The sequence below is a fragment of the Shinella zoogloeoides genome (assembly GCF_033705735.1).
In the GTDB taxonomy this organism is placed as follows: Bacteria; Pseudomonadota; Alphaproteobacteria; order Rhizobiales; family Rhizobiaceae; genus Shinella; species Shinella zoogloeoides_A.
The window spans coordinates 771,514-788,394 of record NZ_CP131130.1; the positions used below are offsets into that span (position 1 = coordinate 771,514).

Below are 16,881 nucleotides of genomic sequence, written 5' to 3' on the forward strand. Positions count from 1 at the left end.
GTTCAGCCTCCCGTCATCGGCGGGAAGAGGGCGATCTCCCGGGCGCCGGCAATCGGCTCGTCGTGCTCGACATGTTCCTGGTTGATCGCGATGCGGATGACCTTGTCGTGCTCAAGCGCATGGGCATAGTCCTCGCCGAGCGTCTTGAGATAGCGCAGGAGTTCGCCGCCGGTGGTCACGGAGGCCGGCAAGTCGATGTCTTCCTCGCCCTTGCCGATCCGTTCGCGCACCCAGGCGAAGTAGACGAGCCGCGTCATCTCACTCGTCCACGATATGCTTCAGGCCGGCGCGGAAATAGTCGTAGCCCGTATACATGGTGATGGCGGCGGCGACCCAGAGCAGCACGATGCCGATCTCGGTCGTATAGGGCAGCACCTTGTCGCCGGCGGGGCCGGCCAGCAGGAAGCCGATGGCGAGCATCTGGATCGTCGTCTTCCACTTGGCGATGCGCGTCACGGGAACGCTCACCTTGAGGTCGGCGAGATATTCGCGCAGGCCCGAAACGAGGATCTCGCGGCACAGGATGATGATCGCCGCCCAGATCGTCCAGCCGGCGATGGTTCCGTCCGCGGCCATCAGCAGCAGCACCGAGGCGACGAGCAGCTTGTCGGCGATCGGGTCCAGCATGCGGCCGATATTGGACGTCTGGTTCCAGATGCGGGCGAGATAGCCGTCGAGATAGTCGGTGATGGATGCCGCGACGAACAGCCAGAAGGCCGTCCACCGCGCAAAGTCCGACGACTCCAGCCGCCCTTCGATGAAGAAGCAGAGGACGATCAGCGGAACGGCCAGGATGCGGCCGTAGGTGAGGAGGTTCGGGATGCTATATGCGCGGGAAGCCATGGATTCTTCGGTCTCGTCAGTTTACGGCTAGATGAGGTCTTTGTGACAGCAAGGTCAACCTTTGTTTCCGGCAATTCTTGGCGAATTTGCGGAGGGCGGCGCAATGCCGCTCCCCGCGGCCCGGTTTCCGGTGAAGAAAACTCCACTTTTCTCCGGATCGGCCCGCCATTTTCGTCGGCACGGGGAAACTGCGCGCCGGCCGTCAGCCGGCCGCGTCGTCGTGGAAATGGTTGTAGACGAGGCGGGCGACGCTTTCCGAAATGCCGCCGACCGCCATCAGGTCCGCCATCGCGGCACGGGAGACGGCCTTGGCGGTGCCGAAATGCTGGAGCAGGGCGCGCTTGCGCGTCGGGCCGATGCCGGCGATCTCGTCGAGCGGGTTCTTGACCATCTCCTTCTTGCGCCGCGCCCGGTGCGAGCCGATGGCGAAGCGGTGCGCCTCGTCGCGCAGGCGCTGCACGAAATAGAGCACCGGATCGCGCGGCGGCAGCGAGAAGTCGGGGATGCCCTTCATGAAGAAGCGCTCGCGCCCCGCCTCGCGGTCCGCGCCCTTGGCGACGCCGATGGCGATCACCTGGTCGGTGATGCCGAGTTCTTCGAGGATGACGCGCACCGCCGTCATCTGGCCCTGGCCGCCGTCTATGAGGATGACGTCGGGCCAGGCGGGGAAGGGCAGGTCCGCCGCATCCGCGCTCTGGTCGGCGTTGCGATCCGGCAGGCCCTCTTCCTTGATGAGACGGGAGAAGCGCCGGGTCATCACTTCCTTCATCATGCCGAAGTCGTCGCCGGGCGTGATGTCGGTCGATTTGATGTTGAACTTGCGGTACTGGCCCTTCACGAAGCCTTCCGGTCCCGCCACCACCATGCCACCCACGGCATTGGTGCCCATGATATGCGAGTTGTCGTAGATCTCGATGCGGCGCGGCACGTAAGGCAGCTTGAAGGTCGCGGCGAAGCCTTCGAGCAGGCGTGACTGCGAGGCCGTCTCGGCGAGCTTGCGCCCGTGGGCCTCGCGGGCATTGGCCACGACATGGTCGACGAGGTCCTTTTTCTCGCCGCGCTGCGGCACGGAGATCGCGACCTTGTGCCCCGAGCGCTCGGAAAGCGCCTGCGAGAGCAGGTCGATCTCCTCGACCGGTTCGGAGAGCAGGATCTGCCGCGGACAGGGCTTGTCGTCGTAGAACTGGGCGAGGAAGGCGTTCAGCACCTCTGCCCCGGTAAGCTGCGGATCGGCCTTGGGAAAATAGGCACGGTTGCCCCAGTTCTGCCCGGTGCGGAAGAAGAAGACCTGGATGCAGGAGACGCCGCCTTCGTGATGGATGGCGAAGACGTCCGCCTCCTCCACGCCGGCCGGGTTGATGCCCTGATGGCTCTGGACGTGGGAAAGCGCCGCCAGCCGGTCGCGATAGACGGCGGCGCGCTCGAAATCGAGGTCCTCGGCGGCCGCGTTCATGGCTTCGGCCATATGGGCCTTCACCTTCTGGCTCTTGCCGGAGAGGAAGTCCTCGGCCTCCTGCACCAGTTCGGCATAGTCCTGGTCGCTGATCTCATGGGTACAGGGACCGGAACAGCGCTTGATCTGGTAGAGCAGGCACGGCCGCGTGCGCGTCTCGAAGACGCTGTCGGTGCAGGTGCGCAAGAGGAAGGCACGCTGCAGCGAGTTGATGGTGCGCCCCACCGCGCCCGCCGAGGCGAAGGGGCCGAAATAATCGCCCTTGCGGCTGCGCGCGCCGCGATGCTTGAAGATGGCCGGCGCGCGGCTGTCGCCCGTCACGAGGATATAGGGGAAGGACTTGTCGTCGCGCAGCAGCACGTTGAAGCGGGGGCGCAGCCGCTTGATGAGGTTCGCCTCCAGCAGCAGCGCCTCGGTCTCGGTGCGCGTGGTGACGAATTCCATGTTCGCCGTCAGGCGAATCATCTGCGTGATGCGGTTGGAATGGCCGCGGCCCTGCGCGTAGTTGGTGACGCGCTTCTTCAGGCTGCGCGCCTTGCCGACATAGAGCACGTCGCCGTCCGCATTGAACATGCGGTAGACGCCGGGGCTGTTCGGCAGGCGCTTGACGAAGGCCTGGATCAGCTCGGCGCCGATGAGGCCCTCCGGCACGTCGCCGCCCTCGTTCCAGTCTATGCCCGGGGTGGCGATGGCGGGCGCGGCGCCGCCTTCGGGCGGGCTTTCCTGAAGCTCGTCTTCCTCGTCGGTCTCGTTTTCGTCATAGAGGATGCCGCCATCCTCCACCTTCCGGCCGTTCATTCCGCTATTCCCCCGACATCGGGTGTTTCCCAGGCGAGATGCTGCCCGCCGTCGAGCGCTATCATTTGCCCCGTAATGGACGGCGTGTCGAACAAAAAGCGAACTGTGCGGCCGAATTCCTCCAGTGAGGGGCCGCGGCGGAGGATCAATCCCTCCACCTGCGCCTGAAAGGCGGCATCGTCCTGGCGCTCGTTCGGCAGGGAGGGGCCGGGGCCGATGGCATTGACCCGCACCCGCGGTGCAAAGCTCTGCGCCATGGTCCGCGTCGCCATCCAGAGAGCGGATTTGGAGAGCGTATAGGAATAGTAACGCGGCGTCGGATTCCAGACGCGCTGGTCGATGATGTTGACGATCGAGCCCGCATGCTCCTCGGGAAGCTGCCGGACGAAATCGCGCGCAAGGATCGACGGCGCCTTAACGTGCACGGCGAAATGCCGGTCCCACAAGTCGTCGTCGAAGGCCTCCACGGTGTCGGGCTTGAACAGCGAGGCATTGTTGACGAGGAGGTCGATCGGGCCGAGAGCGTCGTTGACGCGGTCCATCAGCCGCGCCGTCGCCGCGCCGTTTGCGAGGTCGCATTGCACCGCGGCCGCCCTGATGCCCTGTCCGACGAGCCCGCGGACCATGTCCTCGGCATCCTTCAGAGACCTGTTTGCATGGATGGCGACGGCAAAGCCATGTGCCGCGAGATCGTCCACGATGGCCTTGCCGATACGCTTTGCGCCGCCCGTCACGAGGGCCGTTTTCAAGGGCTGCTTCAAGAAAAGTCCGTCCTGCCGATTCATTTGATTAACCGGCCCAAGATATAGACATCTCTGCGCAGGCTTAAACTCCCCCGGAAAATTGGTTGCGGAAAAATTAACCGCAGAGGTGACTTCAAAGTAATTTGAAGTATATTTTACCGTATTCTTCGCTGATTGAAATCATGGTTAATGAATTTCCTGTTGTTCAAAAGTCACATCCAATTTGTGCCGCGTGTCTGCCACAATAATTTCATATTTTGGCTCTTTCATTTCCTCAATCTTTATTCAATTTCACCTCAACCGGGCGGGACTGAATTGGAAATGACGACGCCCGTCAGCCTCCCAGAGAGGGCGTCGTTTAGTAAAGGAGAATAACATGCGTACACTTATCGCTACCCTCGTCGCTTCGACCGTTTCGATGGTCGCCTTCCAGGCCGCTCACGCTGCCGACGCCATCGACGAAGTTCCGCAGGCTCCGGCCGCCGAATATTCCGAGCCGGTCGTCAAGAACTGGTCGGGCGCCTATCTCGGTGGCACCGCCACCTGGCAGAACGGCAAGTTCAACGGCCAGGGCAAGAACCGCGCGCACGGCTTCGGCGGCGGCGTCTATGGCGGTTACAACATGCAGAGCGGCCAGATGGTCTATGGCGGCGAAGCCGACCTGAACTATTCGGGTGTCGATAACTCGGCCAACGGCTTCAAGGCCAAGCAGGGCGCCAACGGCTCGATTCGCGGCCGCGTCGGCGTCGATCTGAACCCGGTTCTGGTTTACGGCACGGCTGGTGTTGCGGCCTCGAACTTCGAGGTTAAGAGCGCTGCCGGCAAGGACGACGCGACCATGCTCGGCCTGACGGCCGGTGCAGGTGTGGAAGCTTTCGTCACCGACAACGTTACCGCTCGCGTCGAATACCGCTACACCGACTACGGCAAGAAGAATTTCCGTGGCGCCGCTCAGAAGACCGGCTTCGAGGACCACAGCATCCGCGTCGGTATGGGCGTGAAGTTCTAAGCCGTCACGGCTCAGGAAATGCGGAAAGGCCGGGCGAAAGCCCGGCCTTTTTGTATTGTGCCCTCAGCCCTTGAACATCGCATAGTCGGGGAAGACGGCCTCGAAGCGGGTGAGGTAGCGCTTCAGCTTCGGCCGGCCGCGCTGCCATTTTCCGGCGAAGCGCATCTCGATGTAGCGCAGCATGGCGGCGAGAGCGAAGTGGCCGGCATGCGGTTTCTTGCCGAGGCACGGCATGTTGGCTTCGAGGTGATCGAGCGCGCGCTCGACTTTCTGCCACTGGCGGTCGATCCAGGGCTGGTGGACCTTGTCCTCCGGCCGCGTGCGGCGTTCGTAGACGATGGAGAGCAGGCTGTCGCAGATGCCGTCGGCGGTCGCCTCCAGCACGTCGACCTCTGTGCGCTTGGCGGCGTTGCGCGGATAGAGCGTGCCGCGCGTCTGGCGGTCGATATAGTTCATGATCGCCCGGCTGTCATAGACGGCGAGCCCATCGTCGGTGAGAAGCGTCGGAATCTTGCCGAGCGGATTCGCGGCCAGCAGCTCAGCCGGGTTCGCATTGGTGTCGACGACGACCGCATCGACCGGAAGGCCGGCATAATGGGCGGCCATGCGCACCTTGGTAGAATAGGGCGAGGCATCGGAATAGAAGATCTTCATGGGCGTTTCCTGTTCTAGCGGATGGGCGGTTGTTCGATGGACTGGGCGCGGCAGGCGGCACGGTCGACGGCGGGACAGGTACGGAAGGCGAGGTCCGCCGTCATGCAGATGCGGACCTCCTCCAGTCGGCCGTCCTCGCAGGTGACGGCGATGCCCTTGGGGTCGAGCCCGGGATTGGCGGCGATGAAGGCGCTTTCCACCGTGTCGGGCGAAAGACGACGGCCGCCTCGGCCCGCCTCGGCCGGAATGCGAATGCGCTCGAAGGCGGCGCGCACCGTGGCGAAATAATCCTTCTGGGAAAGGCCCGAGCAACTGCCATGCTTGCGCCATTCGTGGCCGACCAGGCCCATGGAGGGAATGATGTCGAGAACGGTGCGCCCGAGGCTTTCCGGCACGCGGTCCGATTCCCGCGTCGAGCAATATTCCGGATAGCCGCGCTCGTTCTGTGGCCAGAGCCCGTGCACGATGAAGCCGTTGTTCTCACCGCGGCGGCACTGCTGCGTCCTGCCGCCGGCATCGTTGTCCGCGCACCAGGTCGGCGACCAGGAGAGCGAGAGGACGTAGAAGTCGAAGCCCTTGCCGAGCGGTGCCTGTGCCCGCTTTTCCGGCGCAGCATGATTCGTCTCGGGCTTGGCCTTCCCGGCCGGCTTTTCCTCGCCGCAGCTGGAAAGCGCGGCCATGCCGGCGAGGAGCAGCGGGACGAGGATGGAGGAGGGCCGCCGCATCATGGCGCGGCCGCGGGCAAGCATGTCATGAAGGTCTCCCGGTTCGGCGCGCGATTGTTGCCGCCGAACGCCAAAGGTCAAGAGGCCTTCGCTTCTCCCGCAAGCCAGAAAGCGCGCGCCGAAGCGAAACGATCCTGCGCCAGCCGCTCCTTGAGGAAGGGCAGCAGCACGTCGAGCTCCTGCTTCAGCGTGAAGGGCGGGTTGACGACGATGAGGCCGGAGCCGGTCAATCCCGTCGTCTCCCGGTCGCTCTTCACGGTAAGCTCGGCGCAGAGCATCTTGGCAATGCCCGTCTCCTTCAGCGCCTTGTGGAAGGCGGCGATCGGCGCGTTCTTCTTCAGCGGATACCACAGGCAATAGACCCCGCCGGCAAAGCGGCGCACGGCCTTTTCCAGCCCCTCGACCATCCGCTCGTATTCGCCCTCGATCTCGAAAGGCGGGTCGACCAGCACGATGCCGCGCTTTTCCTTCGGCGGCAGATGCGCGCCGAGCGAAAGCCAGCCGTCGAGATGGGTGATGCGGCTCTGGAAATCGCCGTCGAAGAGGCGGTGCAGGGTCTCGTAATCGTCCGGATGCAGCTCCATGGCCGAAAGCCGGTCCTGCGGGCGGAGCAGCATGCGGGCAAGTTTTGGCGAGCCGGGATAATGGGTTAGCCCGCCTTGCGGATTCAGTTCCTGAATGACCTTGAGATAAGGTTCAAGGATGGCGGCCACCGCCGGCGGCATGTCGCCTTCCAGCAGCCGGCCGATGCCGTCGCGCCACTCGCCGGTCTTCTGCGCCTCCTCGCTGGAAAGGTCGTAGAGCCCGATGCCGGCATGGGTATCGAGCACGCGGAAGGCCTTGTCCTTGCCCTGCATATAGGTGACGAGGCGGGCGAGCACGGCATGTTTCAGCACGTCTGCGAAATTGCCGGCATGGTAGATGTGGCGGTAGTTCATGGAGCAAGGCCCGGGATCGTCCGCAATGATGCGTCGATGAATTGTTGCGATGGTAGAACGTTTTGCCTTTTGGCCGTTTGCGCTCTGCAATATAGAAAAGCCATGAACGTTGCGACCCCTCATCTCGGAAAACCGCGGATCGGCCATTCGGCTTGCCCGCACGACTGTCCCTCGACCTGCGCCCTCGATATCGAGATCGATGCGGAAGGCCGCATGGGCCGCGTCAGGGGCAGCGCCGACAACAGCTATACGGCCGGCGTCATCTGCGCCAAGGTCGCCCGTTACGCCGAACGTCTCTACCATCCCGACCGGCTGATGAAGCCGCAGGTCCGCAAGGGCGCCAAGGGCAGCGGCGAATGGGCCGACATCTCCTGGGAAGCCGCATTGGACGCCATCGCCGAAGCCTTCGTCAAGGCCGAGCAGGCGCATGGCACGGAGGCGGTCTGGCCCTATTATTACGCCGGCACGATGGGCCTCGTGCAGCGCGATTCCATCGAGCGCCTGCGCCATGCGAAACGCTATTCCGGCTTCTTCGATTCCATCTGCACCAATCCGGCCTGGACGGGCTTCACCATGGGCGCCGGCACGCTGCGCGGCCCCGATCCGCGCGAGATGGCGAAGTCCGACTGCGTGGTGATCTGGGGCACGAACGCCGTCTCCACGCAGGTCAACGTGATGACCCACGCCGTGAAGGCGCGCAAGGAGCGGGGCGCGAAGATCGTCGTCATCGACGTCTATGACAATCCGACGATGAAGCAGGCCGACCTCGCGCTGAAGCTCAAGCCGGGCACCGACGCCGCGCTCGCCTGCGCCGTCATGCATGTCGCGTTCCGTGACGGTTATGCCGACCGCGCCTATATGGAAAAGTTCGCCGACGATCCGGCCGGCCTCGAGGCCCACCTTTTGACCCGCAATCCGCAATGGGCGGCCGACATCACAGGCCTTGCCGTCGAGGAGATCGAGGCTTTCGCCGCGCTCGTCGGGAAGACGAAGAAAAGCTTCTTCCGTCTCGGCTACGGCTTCACCCGCAGCCGCAACGGCGCGGTCTCCATGCATGCCGCGCTTTCCGTCGCCACGGTTCTCGGCTCCTGGCAATATGAGGGCGGCGGCGCGTTCCACAGCAATTCCAGCATCTTCCATCTGCGCAAGGGCGAGCTGACGGGCGCGAAATTCGTCGATCCGGATATCCGCATGCTCGACCAGTCGCAGATCGGCCGCATCCTGACGGGCGATGCCGTCGCGCTGCGCGATCGCGGCCCGGTCACGGCCATGCTGATCCAGAACACCAACCCCGCGAATGTCGCGCCCGAACAGCGCCTCGTGAAGCAGGGCTTTCTGCGCGACGACCTCTTCGTCGCCGTGCACGAGCAGTTCATGACCGATACGGCAAAGCTCGCCGATATCGTGCTGCCCGCCACCATGTTCGTCGAGCATGACGACATCTACCGCGGCGGCGGCCACCAGCACATCCTGCTCGGCCCCAAGCTCGTCGAGCCGCCGGCGACCGTGCGCACCAACCTCTTCGTCATCGAGGAACTGGCAAGGCGCCTCGGCGTCGCCGACCTGCCGGGCTTCGGCCTTTCCGAGCAGCAGCACATCACCCGCATGCTGCCCTATTACGAGATGGATTTCGACGGGCTGAAAGAAGAGAAGTGGCTCGACTGCCAGCCGGATTTCGAGACGGCGCATTTTTCCAAGGGCTTCGGCTTCCCCGACGGCAGGTTCCGCTTCCGCCCGAACTGGACCAACACGCCGGCTCCCAACAAGCCGCCGAAGGTGCTCGGGGCCTTCGGCCCGCACGAGGCGCTGCCGGCCTTCCCGGATTATGTGACCGTGATAGAGACGGCGGATGCCGACCACCCGTTCCGCCTCGCGACATCGCCTGCCCGCACCTTCCTCAACTCTACCTTTTCGGAAGGCAGGAGCTCGCGCGAGCGGGAAGGGCGGCCGGAGGTGATGATCCACCCCGACGACGCGGCAACGCAGGGCATCGAGCCGGGCGACATCGTGCGCCTCGGCAACAGGCGCGGCGACATCCGCCTGCATGCGAAGGTCACGGGGGAGGCCAAGCCCGGCGTGCTCATCGCCGAAGGCATCTGGCCGAATTCCGCCCATCTCGACGGGGAGGGCATCAACGTGCTGACCGGCGCCGATCCCATCGCGCCCTATGGCGGCGCGGCCTTCCACGACAACCATGTCTGGCTGCGCAAGGCCTGACGCCGAAGGGTATTCCATGTCCGCAGAAAAGCAGTCGTCCGTCCGTATCGTCGAGCAGCAGACGGTCTGGAAGCGTTTCATCCATTTGCGCACCCTCGTCCTCGAACAGACCCGCGCCGACGGCCGGGTCGAGTTCCTCGACCGCGAGGTGCACGACCACGGCGCGGCGGCGGCGATCCTCCTCGTCGATCCGGTGCGCCAGACGGTCGTGCTGGTGCGCCAGTTCCGCCCCGGCGCCTTCCTCGGCGGCCACCCAGACGGTTTCCTCCTCGAAATACCTGCCGGCCTTCTTGACGACGACAGCCCGGAAGACGCCATCAGCCGCGAGGCGATGGAGGAAACGGGCTACGCGGTCAGCGACCTGCGCCACGTCTTCGACATGTATCCCAGCCCCGGTACGCTGACGGAGCATGTCTCCTGCTTCGCCGCCCATATCGATAGCGCCAGGCGCGACGGCAAGGGCGGCGGCGTGGACGGCGAGGGCGAGGATATCGAGATCATCGAAATGCCCATCGACGAGGCCTGCGCCCTGATCGCCACCGGCGGCATCGTCGATTCAAAGACGATCATGATGCTGCAATGGCTGATGTTGAATCGCGAGGCGTTCGCCTGAACGGCACGGTGATTCCCTTGCCGCTTGCCCCTCACCCTAACCCTCTCCCCGCAGGCGGGGAGAGGGGACGTGCCCCACGCTACGTCAAAGATTCGGGAAACCGGTGCGGCATATCCCCTTCGCCCCGCTTGCGGGGAGAAGGTGGCCGGCAGGCCGGATGAGGGGCTGGCACCCGGCCTTTCCCCCGCCAAGCCTTGACAAACGGCCGCCACCATGCGCTTTTCCGCGCGATTTTCTTGGGTAGCTGCGCCGGGACCTTCCCGCGCGGCCTGTCAGCATTTCAGGATACCACGATGCACCGTTACCGCAGCCACACCTGCGCCGCTCTCCGCAAGTCCGATGTCGGTGAGACCGTCCGTCTTTCCGGCTGGGTTCACCGCGTCCGAGATCACGGCGGCGTGCTCTTCATCGACCTGCGCGACCATTACGGCATCACGCAGGTCGTCGCCGACCCCGATTCCCCGGCCTTCAAGAAGGCCGAGACGGTGCGCGGCGAATGGGTGATCCGCATCGACGGCCTCGTCAAGGCGCGCACCGAGGATACGGTCAACAAGGGCATGCCGACCGGCGAGATCGAGCTTTACGCGCAGGATATCGAAGTCCTGTCGGCCGCCAAGGAACTGCCGCTGCCGGTCTTCGGCGAGCCGGAGTATCCGGAAGACGTCCGCCTCAAGTACCGCTTCATCGACCTGCGCCGCGAAACGCTGCACCGGAACATCGTCAAGCGCACGCAGATCATCTCCGCCATGCGCAAGGGCATGGGCGAGGCCGGTTTTGCCGAATACACGACGCCGATCCTGACGGCTTCCTCGCCCGAGGGCGCGCGCGACTTCCTCGTGCCGTCGCGCATCCATGAGGGCAAGTTCTTCGCCCTGCCGCAGGCCCCGCAGCAGTACAAGCAGCTGCTGATGGTCGCCGGTTTCGACCGCTACTTCCAGATCGCGCCGTGCTTCCGTGACGAAGACCCGCGCGCCGACCGCCTGCCGGGCGAATTCTACCAACTCGACGTCGAAATGAGCTTCGTCACCCAGGAAGACGTCTGGCAGACGATGGAACCGATGATGACGGCCGTCTTCGAGGAGTTTGCCGAAGGCAAGCCCGTCACGAAGGAGTGGCCGCGCATTCCTTACGATGAAGCGATCCGCAAATACGGCTCCGATAAGCCCGACCTGCGCAATCCCATCGTCATGCAGGCCGTCACCGAGCATTTCGCCGGCTCCGGCTTCAAGGTCTTCGCGAACATGATCGCGTCGAACCCGAAGGTCGAAGTCTGGGCGATCCCGGCCAAGACCGGCGGCAGCCGCGCTTTCTGCGACCGCATGAACGCCTGGGCGCAGTCGACCGGCCAACCCGGCCTCGGCTACATCTTCTGGCGCAAGGAAGCCGACAAGCTGGAGGGCGCAGGCCCGCTCGCCAAGAACATCGGCGAGGAGCGCACGGAAGCCATCCGCACGCAGCTCGGCCTCGATGACGGCGACGCCTGCTTCTTCGTCGCCGGCGACCCGGCCAAGTTCTACAAGTTCGCAGGCGAAGCCCGCACCCGCGCCGGCGAGGAACTGAACCTCGTCGATCGCGACCGCTTCGAAATGTGCTGGATCGTCGACTTCCCGTTCTACGAATACAACGAAGACGAAAAGAAGATCGACTTCGCGCACAACCCCTTCTCCATGCCGCAGGGCGGCCTCGAAGCCTTCGACAGCAAGGATCCGCTGGAACTCAAGGCCTACCAGTACGACGCGGTCTGCAACGGCTTCGAGATCGCCTCGGGCTCGATCCGTAACCAGTCGCCGGAACTGATGGTCAAGGCCTTCGAGAAGGTCGGCCTCAGCCAGGCGGACGTGGAAGAGCGCTTCGGCGGCCTCTACCGCGCCTTCCAGTACGGCGCCCCGCCGCACGGCGGCTGCGCCTTCGGCATCGACCGTGTCGTCATGCTGCTCGTCGGCGCCAAGAACCTGCGCGAAATCTCGCTGTTCCCGATGAACCAGCAGGCGCAGGATCTCCTGATGAACGCTCCGTCGCCGGCAACGCCGACGCAGCTTCGGGAACTGGCGCTGCGCGTGGTTCCGTCCAAGAAGGACTGATATCTGGAGGGCGGGAAGGGCCTTGCCGTTCCCGCCGCCCGGAACAGTCGGGCGCTGACGCCGTTCTTCTCCCGTCAACACAGGAGAACGAACATGCGCAACAGGCTTATCCTTGTCTCCGCGGCGGCGCTTCTGTCGCTGTCCGCCTCGGCCTATGCCCAGGATACTGTGATCGTGCAGGAGTCCGACCCGGTTACGACGGAATCGACCGTCGTCATCCCGGGCGAAGTCCGTACCTACGTTCTGGAGCAGGACATTCCCTCGGTGCCCTATGAAGGCGATATCCTGATCGGGAAGGTCGTTCCCGATGCGGTGGAAATCCACGCCATCGACGGCCAGCCCGACTACGCCTACACCATCGTCAACGAGCACCGGGTGATCGTGAATCCGCAGACGCGGACCGTCATCCAGGTTCTCGAATAACCCTTCCTTCGGCATGGCCGAAAAAGAGAAAGCCCGGAGCGATGCTCCGGGCTTTCGTGTTTCTTGTTCCTGCGCTGTCGCTTACTCGTTGGCCGTAACGGTCACGCCGAGGACCTGCGGGATGGTCTGCGGTGCGCCCATGGCGGCGCCCATGATCATCGGGAACGGCACCGGCTCCTTCGGCTCGGCGCTGATCTTCAGGCTCTTCGGGTCGTCGAGATAGGTGTTGACGGCGGCGGAGATCTGGTTCTGCAGGTCGGGCATGTTGAGCTGCGCGATCATGATCGGAACGAGGCCCTTCAGCGACTGCGCCATCTGGTCGCCCGTCACGCCCTGCTCGCTGCCGGCATAGTCGAGCAGCTTCTTGGTGATCGAGGCGTCGTCGAAGGAGATCGAGGCGCTGTTGAAGGTGAGCTGCTGGACGAGGCCCATCATGGCCATGCCCATAGCGGCGTTCGCTTCGTCCTTGTTCGGGTTGGATTCGGCCGTCTTGAGCGCTTCCTGCATGTTCTTCAGGAAGTCCAGCGTGTAGCCGGAGAAGGCGAGCGTGATGTTGAGGCGGCCGACATCCTTGAAGTCAAAGGCATATTCGTCGACGGCCAGCTTGCCGCTCGCCAGTTCCCAGCTGCCCGACATGCTGACCTTGCCGTCCAGCGAGTGGATGCCGAGCTTGTCGAGCGCGTCCTTGGTCTTGGCGTCCTCGACGCCCGTGAGGTCGGCCTTGAGATCGGACATCGTCGCATCGAATTCGAGGCCGGCGTCATCGTCCATCCGGGTGATGTTCGCTTCCATGCCGGACATGGAGAAGACTTCCTTGCCCTTGGCGGTGACGCTGACCGGGCCGGCCGTCGCCGATTCGTACATCAGCAGCGATTCCAGCGTGCCGGGAACGACCTTGCCGGGAACCGAGACGCCGCTGAGCGCGATGTCCTTGGCCGTGACGATCGTCTCGTCCTCGGTGACGTTGACGTCCTCGAAGGAAACGGTCTCGATCTTGTAGCCGCCGTCGCCGTCTTCCTCGACGCCGTCCATGGTGACGGTGCCGAGCTTGATCGGGGTTTCATTGCCCGTCGCCTTCAGCTCCGCGCCTTCCAGGGTCACGGTGGAGCCGTCGGCGGTCACGTTCGAAGAGCTGATGGATACGCCGCTGGTGGCATAGGTAGCATTCAGCTTGGCCAGCAGGTCCGCACCGTCGAGTGCGAAGGCGGGGCTTGCCAGGGTGGCGAGCGCTGCACCGGCGAGAAGGGCGCGGAAATGGGAGGTGCGCATCATGAATAGGCTCTCTTTCTGATTTCTTGGACGGCTGCCTTGCCGTTACCGCTCCTATACGGGCGGCGTGGCAAATATATTCATGCCGCGAAGAGTTTCCATGGAATTCTCTGTCGCGGGGAGCAGATTTCGAAGAAGCTTTACAAACTGCTATCCACAGCCCGATTGCCCGGATTCCTTGCCGCGAATCGGCCAAGGGGGTAGTCAAGGCCTATGGGACAAAACACTTTGCCGCCCGATGGCGGAGACGACAATATCGTGCCGGTCGACCTCAAGGCGGCGCTGGAAGAGCGCTACCTTGCCTATGCGCTGTCGACCATCACCCAGCGCGCACTGCCGGATGTCCGCGACGGCCTGAAGCCGGTCCATCGCCGCATCATCCACGCCATGAGCGAAATGGGCCTCAGGTCCAACTCCTCGTTCAAGAAATGCGCGCGTATCGTCGGCGACGTCATCGGTAAGTTCCACCCGCACGGCGACCAGTCGGTCTACGATGCGCTGGTGCGCCTCGCACAGGATTTCTCGCAGCGTTATCCCATCGTCGACGGGCAGGGCAATTTCGGCAATATCGACGGCGACAACGCCGCCGCCTACCGATACACCGAAGCGCGCATGACCGAGGTCGCGACGCTGCTGCTCGAAGGCATCGACCAGGACGCCGTCGACTTCCGCCCGACCTACAACGAGGAAGACGAAGAACCCGTCGTCCTGCCGGGCGCCTTCCCGAATCTTCTCGCGAACGGTTCCTCCGGCATCGCCGTCGGCATGGCGACCTCCATTCCCTCGCACAATGTCCATGAACTGTGCGATGCCGCGCTCCACCTCATTCGCAATCCTGATGCGGACGTGGAAAAGCTGGTCGAATTCGTGCAGGGCCCGGACCTGCCGACCGGCGGCATCATCATCGACAGCCGCGAAAGCATCATCGAGGCCTACAAGACGGGCCGCGGCGGTTTCCGCGTTCGCTCGAAATGGGAGACGGAAGACCTCGGTCGCGGCGGCTACCAGATCGTCGTCACCGAGATTCCCTACCAGGTGCAGAAGTCGCGCCTGATCGAGAAGATCGCCGAGCTGCTGATCGCCCGCAAGCTTCCGCTTCTGGAAGACATCCGCGACGAATCGGCCGAGGACGTGCGCATCGTGCTGGTGCCGAAGAGCCGTACCGTCGATCCGACGATCCTGATGGAATCGCTCTTCAAGCTTTCCGAGCTGGAGAACCGCATTCCGCTCAACATGAACGTGCTCTCGATGGGGCGCGTGCCGAAGGTCATGGGCCTCAAGGACGTGCTTGTCGAGTGGCTGGCCCACCGGCGCGAAGTCCTGCAGCGCCGTTCGCGCCATCGCCTCGCCGCCATCGAACGTCGCCTGGAAATCCTCGGCGGTTACCTCGTCGCGTATCTCAATCTCGACGAGGTGATCCGCATCATCCGCGAGGAGGACGAGCCGAAGGTTTCCTTGATGGAGACCTTCTCGCTGACGGACGTGCAGGCCGAAGCGATCCTCAACATGCGCCTGCGCTCGCTGCGCAAGCTCGAGGAATTCGAGATCCGCACCGAATTCGACAACCTGTCGAAGGAGAAGGCGGAAATCGAGGCGCTGCTCGCCTCCGACGAGAAGCAATGGCAGACCGTCGCCTGGGAAATCGGCGAGGTCCGCAAGAAATTCGCCAAGGCGACCGAGATCGGCCGCCGCCGCACCCAGTTCGCCAGCGCCCCGGAGGCCGATGTCGAGGCCATCCAGCAGGCCATGATCGAGAAGGAGCCGGTCACGGTCGTCATCTCGGAAAAGGGCTGGATCCGTGCGCTGAAGGGCCATATCGCCGACACGTCCGGCCTCCAGTTCAAGGAAGGCGACGCGCTGAAGGTGGCCTTCCCGGCGCAGACGACGGACAAGCTGCTGATCGTCACGACGGGCGGCAAGGTCTTCACGCTCGGCGCCGACAAGCTGCCGGGCGGGCGCGGCCATGGTGAGCCGCTGCGCATCATGGTCGACATGGAGAACGATCAGGACGTGCTGACCGCCTTCGTGCACGATCCGTCGCGCAAGGTCGTCATCGCCTCGCAGGCCGGCAACGGCTTCGTCGTCTCGGAAAGCGAGATGGTCGCCAATACCCGCAAGGGCAAGCAGGTAATGAATGTCGGCATGCCGGACGAGGCCAAGCTCGTCGTGCCCGTGCGCGGCGACCATGTCGCCGTCGTCGGCGAGAACCGCAAGATGCTGGTCTTCCCGCTGGCGCAGCTGCCGGAAATGTCGCGCGGCAAGGGCGTTCGCCTGCAGCGCTACAAGGACGGCGGCGTCTCCGATATCCGCTGCTTCGCGATCGACGAGGGACTCTCCTGGGACGACAGCGCCGGCCGCAACTTCGTGCGGACGAAGGAAGAGCTTGCCGAATGGCTCGCCGACCGCGCCACCGCCGGCCGTACCGTGCCGAAGGGCTTCCCGCGCAGCGGCAAGTTCAGCGGCTGATCACCCGGCATAGGGGACGCTGACGTCGCGCAGGAAGCGCGTCGCGCCCTCTTCGTCGATCTCGCCGGCCGCGACGGCGAGGACGAAGGTGTAAAGCGTGGCATCATCCGTGGCGATTTCGAAGCCGTTGTCCATCAGGAAGGCCGCAGCCGCGACAATGGCGATGCGCTTGTTGCCATCGACAAATGCGTGGTTCCTCGCCAGCCCGTAGAGATATGCCGCGGCGAGTTCGAGCAGATCCTCGCAGCCATAGCGCGCCTTGTTGACGGGACGGGACAGTGCCGACTCGAATGCATTCTCGTCACGCAGACCTGCGGCTCCGCCGAACCGCTCTATCTGCACGGTGTGCAGTCGTTCCACCAGGCGCCGGTCGAGAAAGAGAAAGCTCATTCGGCAAGCTTCTTGAGCGCGACCTTGTAGCGGTCCATGAACTTCTCGGCATGCTTGAGCTGCCGGTCGAAGTCGCCGTCGGAAGCGGTGAGAATGAGTTTGCCGCCCTCGCTGGTCAGCGTGACCTCATCGCCCGCCTTGACGCCCATGCGGTCCAGCACGTCCTTCGGAATGATGATGCCTTCGGAATTGCCGATCTTGCGGATGGTGATGTTCATGGCCTTGCTCCGTTATAACCAAGTTATAACGTGCGACTGAG

16 protein-coding genes are annotated in these 16,881 nt (G+C 63.9%); 6 read left to right on the top strand and 10 right to left on the bottom strand.

The genetic code is table 11. The annotated features are described in order from the left end of the window. Positions 1-2 precede the first annotated feature (2 nt). The 4 genes from moaD to ShzoTeo12_RS03785 all read right to left on the bottom strand — a co-directional run bounded on the left by moaD (position 3) and on the right by ShzoTeo12_RS03785 (position 3,855). Positions 3-257, bottom strand: coding sequence for a molybdopterin converting factor subunit 1 (gene moaD, locus ShzoTeo12_RS03770; protein ID WP_119258788.1), 255 nt, complete (start codon positions 255-257; stop codon positions 3-5). Position 258: 1 nt separating this feature from the next. Next, positions 259-843 (bottom strand): CDP-diacylglycerol--glycerol-3-phosphate 3-phosphatidyltransferase, encoded by a 585-nt coding sequence (pgsA, locus tag ShzoTeo12_RS03775; protein WP_119258787.1) that lies wholly within the window; start codon positions 841-843, stop codon positions 259-261. A 202-nt stretch (positions 844-1,045) separates the two neighbouring features. Continuing rightward, positions 1,046-3,094, bottom strand: coding sequence for an excinuclease ABC subunit UvrC (gene uvrC, locus ShzoTeo12_RS03780; protein ID WP_318911325.1), 2,049 nt, complete (start codon positions 3,092-3,094; stop codon positions 1,046-1,048). Beyond that, positions 3,091-3,855, bottom strand: a complete 765-nt coding sequence (locus ShzoTeo12_RS03785; RefSeq protein ID WP_318911326.1) for an SDR family oxidoreductase — start codon at positions 3,853-3,855, stop codon at positions 3,091-3,093. The genes uvrC and ShzoTeo12_RS03785 overlap by 4 nt, the downstream gene beginning before the upstream one ends. A gap of 358 nt (positions 3,856-4,213) precedes the next feature. On the opposite strand from ShzoTeo12_RS03785, the gene ShzoTeo12_RS03790 reads away from it, so the two are divergent. After that, on the top strand, positions 4,214-4,846 hold the full coding sequence (locus ShzoTeo12_RS03790) for an outer membrane protein (RefSeq protein ID WP_119258785.1): 633 nt from the start codon (positions 4,214-4,216) through the stop codon (positions 4,844-4,846). Positions 4,847-4,909: 63 nt separating this feature from the next. Here ShzoTeo12_RS03790 and ShzoTeo12_RS03795 read toward each other — a convergent pair whose 3' ends face one another. From ShzoTeo12_RS03795 to ShzoTeo12_RS03805, 3 genes are read right to left on the bottom strand one after another with little or no spacing between them, the layout of a single operon-like run. Next, entirely contained in the window at positions 4,910-5,500 is a 591-nt protein-coding gene (locus tag ShzoTeo12_RS03795; protein WP_318911327.1) for a glutathione S-transferase, read from the bottom strand. 14 nt (positions 5,501-5,514) lie between these two features. Continuing rightward, positions 5,515-6,249, bottom strand: coding sequence for a ribonuclease T2 family protein (locus ShzoTeo12_RS03800; RefSeq protein WP_318911328.1), 735 nt, complete (start codon positions 6,247-6,249; stop codon positions 5,515-5,517). Positions 6,250-6,302: 53 nt separating this feature from the next. Next, entirely contained in the window at positions 6,303-7,163 is an 861-nt protein-coding gene (locus ShzoTeo12_RS03805) for a 23S rRNA (adenine(2030)-N(6))-methyltransferase RlmJ (protein WP_318911329.1), read from the bottom strand. A gap of 102 nt (positions 7,164-7,265) precedes the next feature. Here ShzoTeo12_RS03805 and ShzoTeo12_RS03810 point away from each other — a divergent pair, with 102 nt between their 5' ends. The 4 genes from ShzoTeo12_RS03810 to ShzoTeo12_RS03825 all read left to right on the top strand — a co-directional run bounded on the left by ShzoTeo12_RS03810 (position 7,266) and on the right by ShzoTeo12_RS03825 (position 12,497). Next, on the top strand, positions 7,266-9,380 hold the full coding sequence (locus ShzoTeo12_RS03810) for a molybdopterin oxidoreductase family protein (protein WP_318911330.1): 2,115 nt from the start codon (positions 7,266-7,268) through the stop codon (positions 9,378-9,380). A 16-nt stretch (positions 9,381-9,396) separates the two neighbouring features. Beyond that, the gene (locus ShzoTeo12_RS03815) at positions 9,397-9,993 is read left to right on the top strand and encodes an NUDIX domain-containing protein (RefSeq protein WP_318911331.1); all 597 of its coding nucleotides are present in this window, start codon (positions 9,397-9,399) and stop codon (positions 9,991-9,993) included. Between the two features lie 293 nt (positions 9,994-10,286). Continuing rightward, positions 10,287-12,074 (top strand): aspartate--tRNA ligase, encoded by a 1,788-nt coding sequence (gene aspS / locus ShzoTeo12_RS03820; protein ID WP_318911332.1) that lies wholly within the window; start codon positions 10,287-10,289, stop codon positions 12,072-12,074. 93 nt (positions 12,075-12,167) lie between these two features. Then, positions 12,168-12,497, top strand: coding sequence for a DUF1236 domain-containing protein (locus ShzoTeo12_RS03825; RefSeq protein WP_318911333.1), 330 nt, complete (start codon positions 12,168-12,170; stop codon positions 12,495-12,497). Between the two features lie 81 nt (positions 12,498-12,578). On the opposite strand, the gene ShzoTeo12_RS03830 is transcribed toward ShzoTeo12_RS03825, so the two are convergent. Then, positions 12,579-13,769 (bottom strand): hypothetical protein, encoded by a 1,191-nt coding sequence (locus ShzoTeo12_RS03830; protein ID WP_318911334.1) that lies wholly within the window; start codon positions 13,767-13,769, stop codon positions 12,579-12,581. 210 nt (positions 13,770-13,979) lie between these two features. Here ShzoTeo12_RS03830 and parC point away from each other — a divergent pair, with 210 nt between their 5' ends. Further along, entirely contained in the window at positions 13,980-16,232 is a 2,253-nt protein-coding gene (gene parC, locus ShzoTeo12_RS03835) for a DNA topoisomerase IV subunit A (RefSeq protein ID WP_318911335.1), read from the top strand. Here the strand turns inward: parC and ShzoTeo12_RS03840 are convergent, their stop codons facing one another. Together ShzoTeo12_RS03840 and ShzoTeo12_RS03845 are read right to left on the bottom strand one after the other, a co-directional pair. Then, a complete protein-coding gene (locus tag ShzoTeo12_RS03840) occupies positions 16,233-16,622 on the bottom strand; it encodes a type II toxin-antitoxin system death-on-curing family toxin (RefSeq protein ID WP_318911336.1) in 390 nt (129 codons plus the stop codon). After that, entirely contained in the window at positions 16,619-16,840 is a 222-nt protein-coding gene (locus tag ShzoTeo12_RS03845) for an AbrB/MazE/SpoVT family DNA-binding domain-containing protein (RefSeq protein WP_119258777.1), read from the bottom strand. Before ShzoTeo12_RS03845 ends, ShzoTeo12_RS03840 begins: the two co-directional genes overlap by 4 nt. Positions 16,841-16,881 lie beyond the last annotated feature (41 nt).

Bases quoted from the DNA above. Each gene is read 5' to 3' on its own strand.
- ShzoTeo12_RS03825 (WP_318911333.1), top strand. From the start codon at position 12,168: ATGCGCAACAGGCTTATCCTTGTCTCCGCGGCGGCGCTTCTGTCGCTG.
- uvrC (WP_318911325.1), bottom strand. From the start codon at position 3,094: ATGAACGGCCGGAAGGTGGAGGATGGCGGCATCCTCTATGACGAAAAC.
- ShzoTeo12_RS03795 (WP_318911327.1), bottom strand. From the start codon at position 5,500: ATGAAGATCTTCTATTCCGATGCCTCGCCCTATTCTACCAAGGTGCGC.
- moaD (WP_119258788.1), bottom strand. From the start codon at position 257: ATGACGCGGCTCGTCTACTTCGCCTGGGTGCGCGAACGGATCGGCAAG.
- ShzoTeo12_RS03810 (WP_318911330.1), top strand. From the start codon at position 7,266: ATGAACGTTGCGACCCCTCATCTCGGAAAACCGCGGATCGGCCATTCG.
- ShzoTeo12_RS03840 (WP_318911336.1), bottom strand. From the start codon at position 16,622: ATGAGCTTTCTCTTTCTCGACCGGCGCCTGGTGGAACGACTGCACACC.
- aspS (WP_318911332.1), top strand. From the start codon at position 10,287: ATGCACCGTTACCGCAGCCACACCTGCGCCGCTCTCCGCAAGTCCGAT.
- ShzoTeo12_RS03830 (WP_318911334.1), bottom strand. From the start codon at position 13,769: ATGATGCGCACCTCCCATTTCCGCGCCCTTCTCGCCGGTGCAGCGCTC.
- pgsA (WP_119258787.1), bottom strand. From the start codon at position 843: ATGGCTTCCCGCGCATATAGCATCCCGAACCTCCTCACCTACGGCCGC.
- ShzoTeo12_RS03845 (WP_119258777.1), bottom strand. From the start codon at position 16,840: ATGAACATCACCATCCGCAAGATCGGCAATTCCGAAGGCATCATCATT.
- ShzoTeo12_RS03805 (WP_318911329.1), bottom strand. From the start codon at position 7,163: ATGAACTACCGCCACATCTACCATGCCGGCAATTTCGCAGACGTGCTG.
- ShzoTeo12_RS03790 (WP_119258785.1), top strand. From the start codon at position 4,214: ATGCGTACACTTATCGCTACCCTCGTCGCTTCGACCGTTTCGATGGTC.
- parC (WP_318911335.1), top strand. From the start codon at position 13,980: ATGGGACAAAACACTTTGCCGCCCGATGGCGGAGACGACAATATCGTG.
- ShzoTeo12_RS03800 (WP_318911328.1), bottom strand. From the start codon at position 6,249: ATGCTTGCCCGCGGCCGCGCCATGATGCGGCGGCCCTCCTCCATCCTC.
- ShzoTeo12_RS03815 (WP_318911331.1), top strand. From the start codon at position 9,397: ATGTCCGCAGAAAAGCAGTCGTCCGTCCGTATCGTCGAGCAGCAGACG.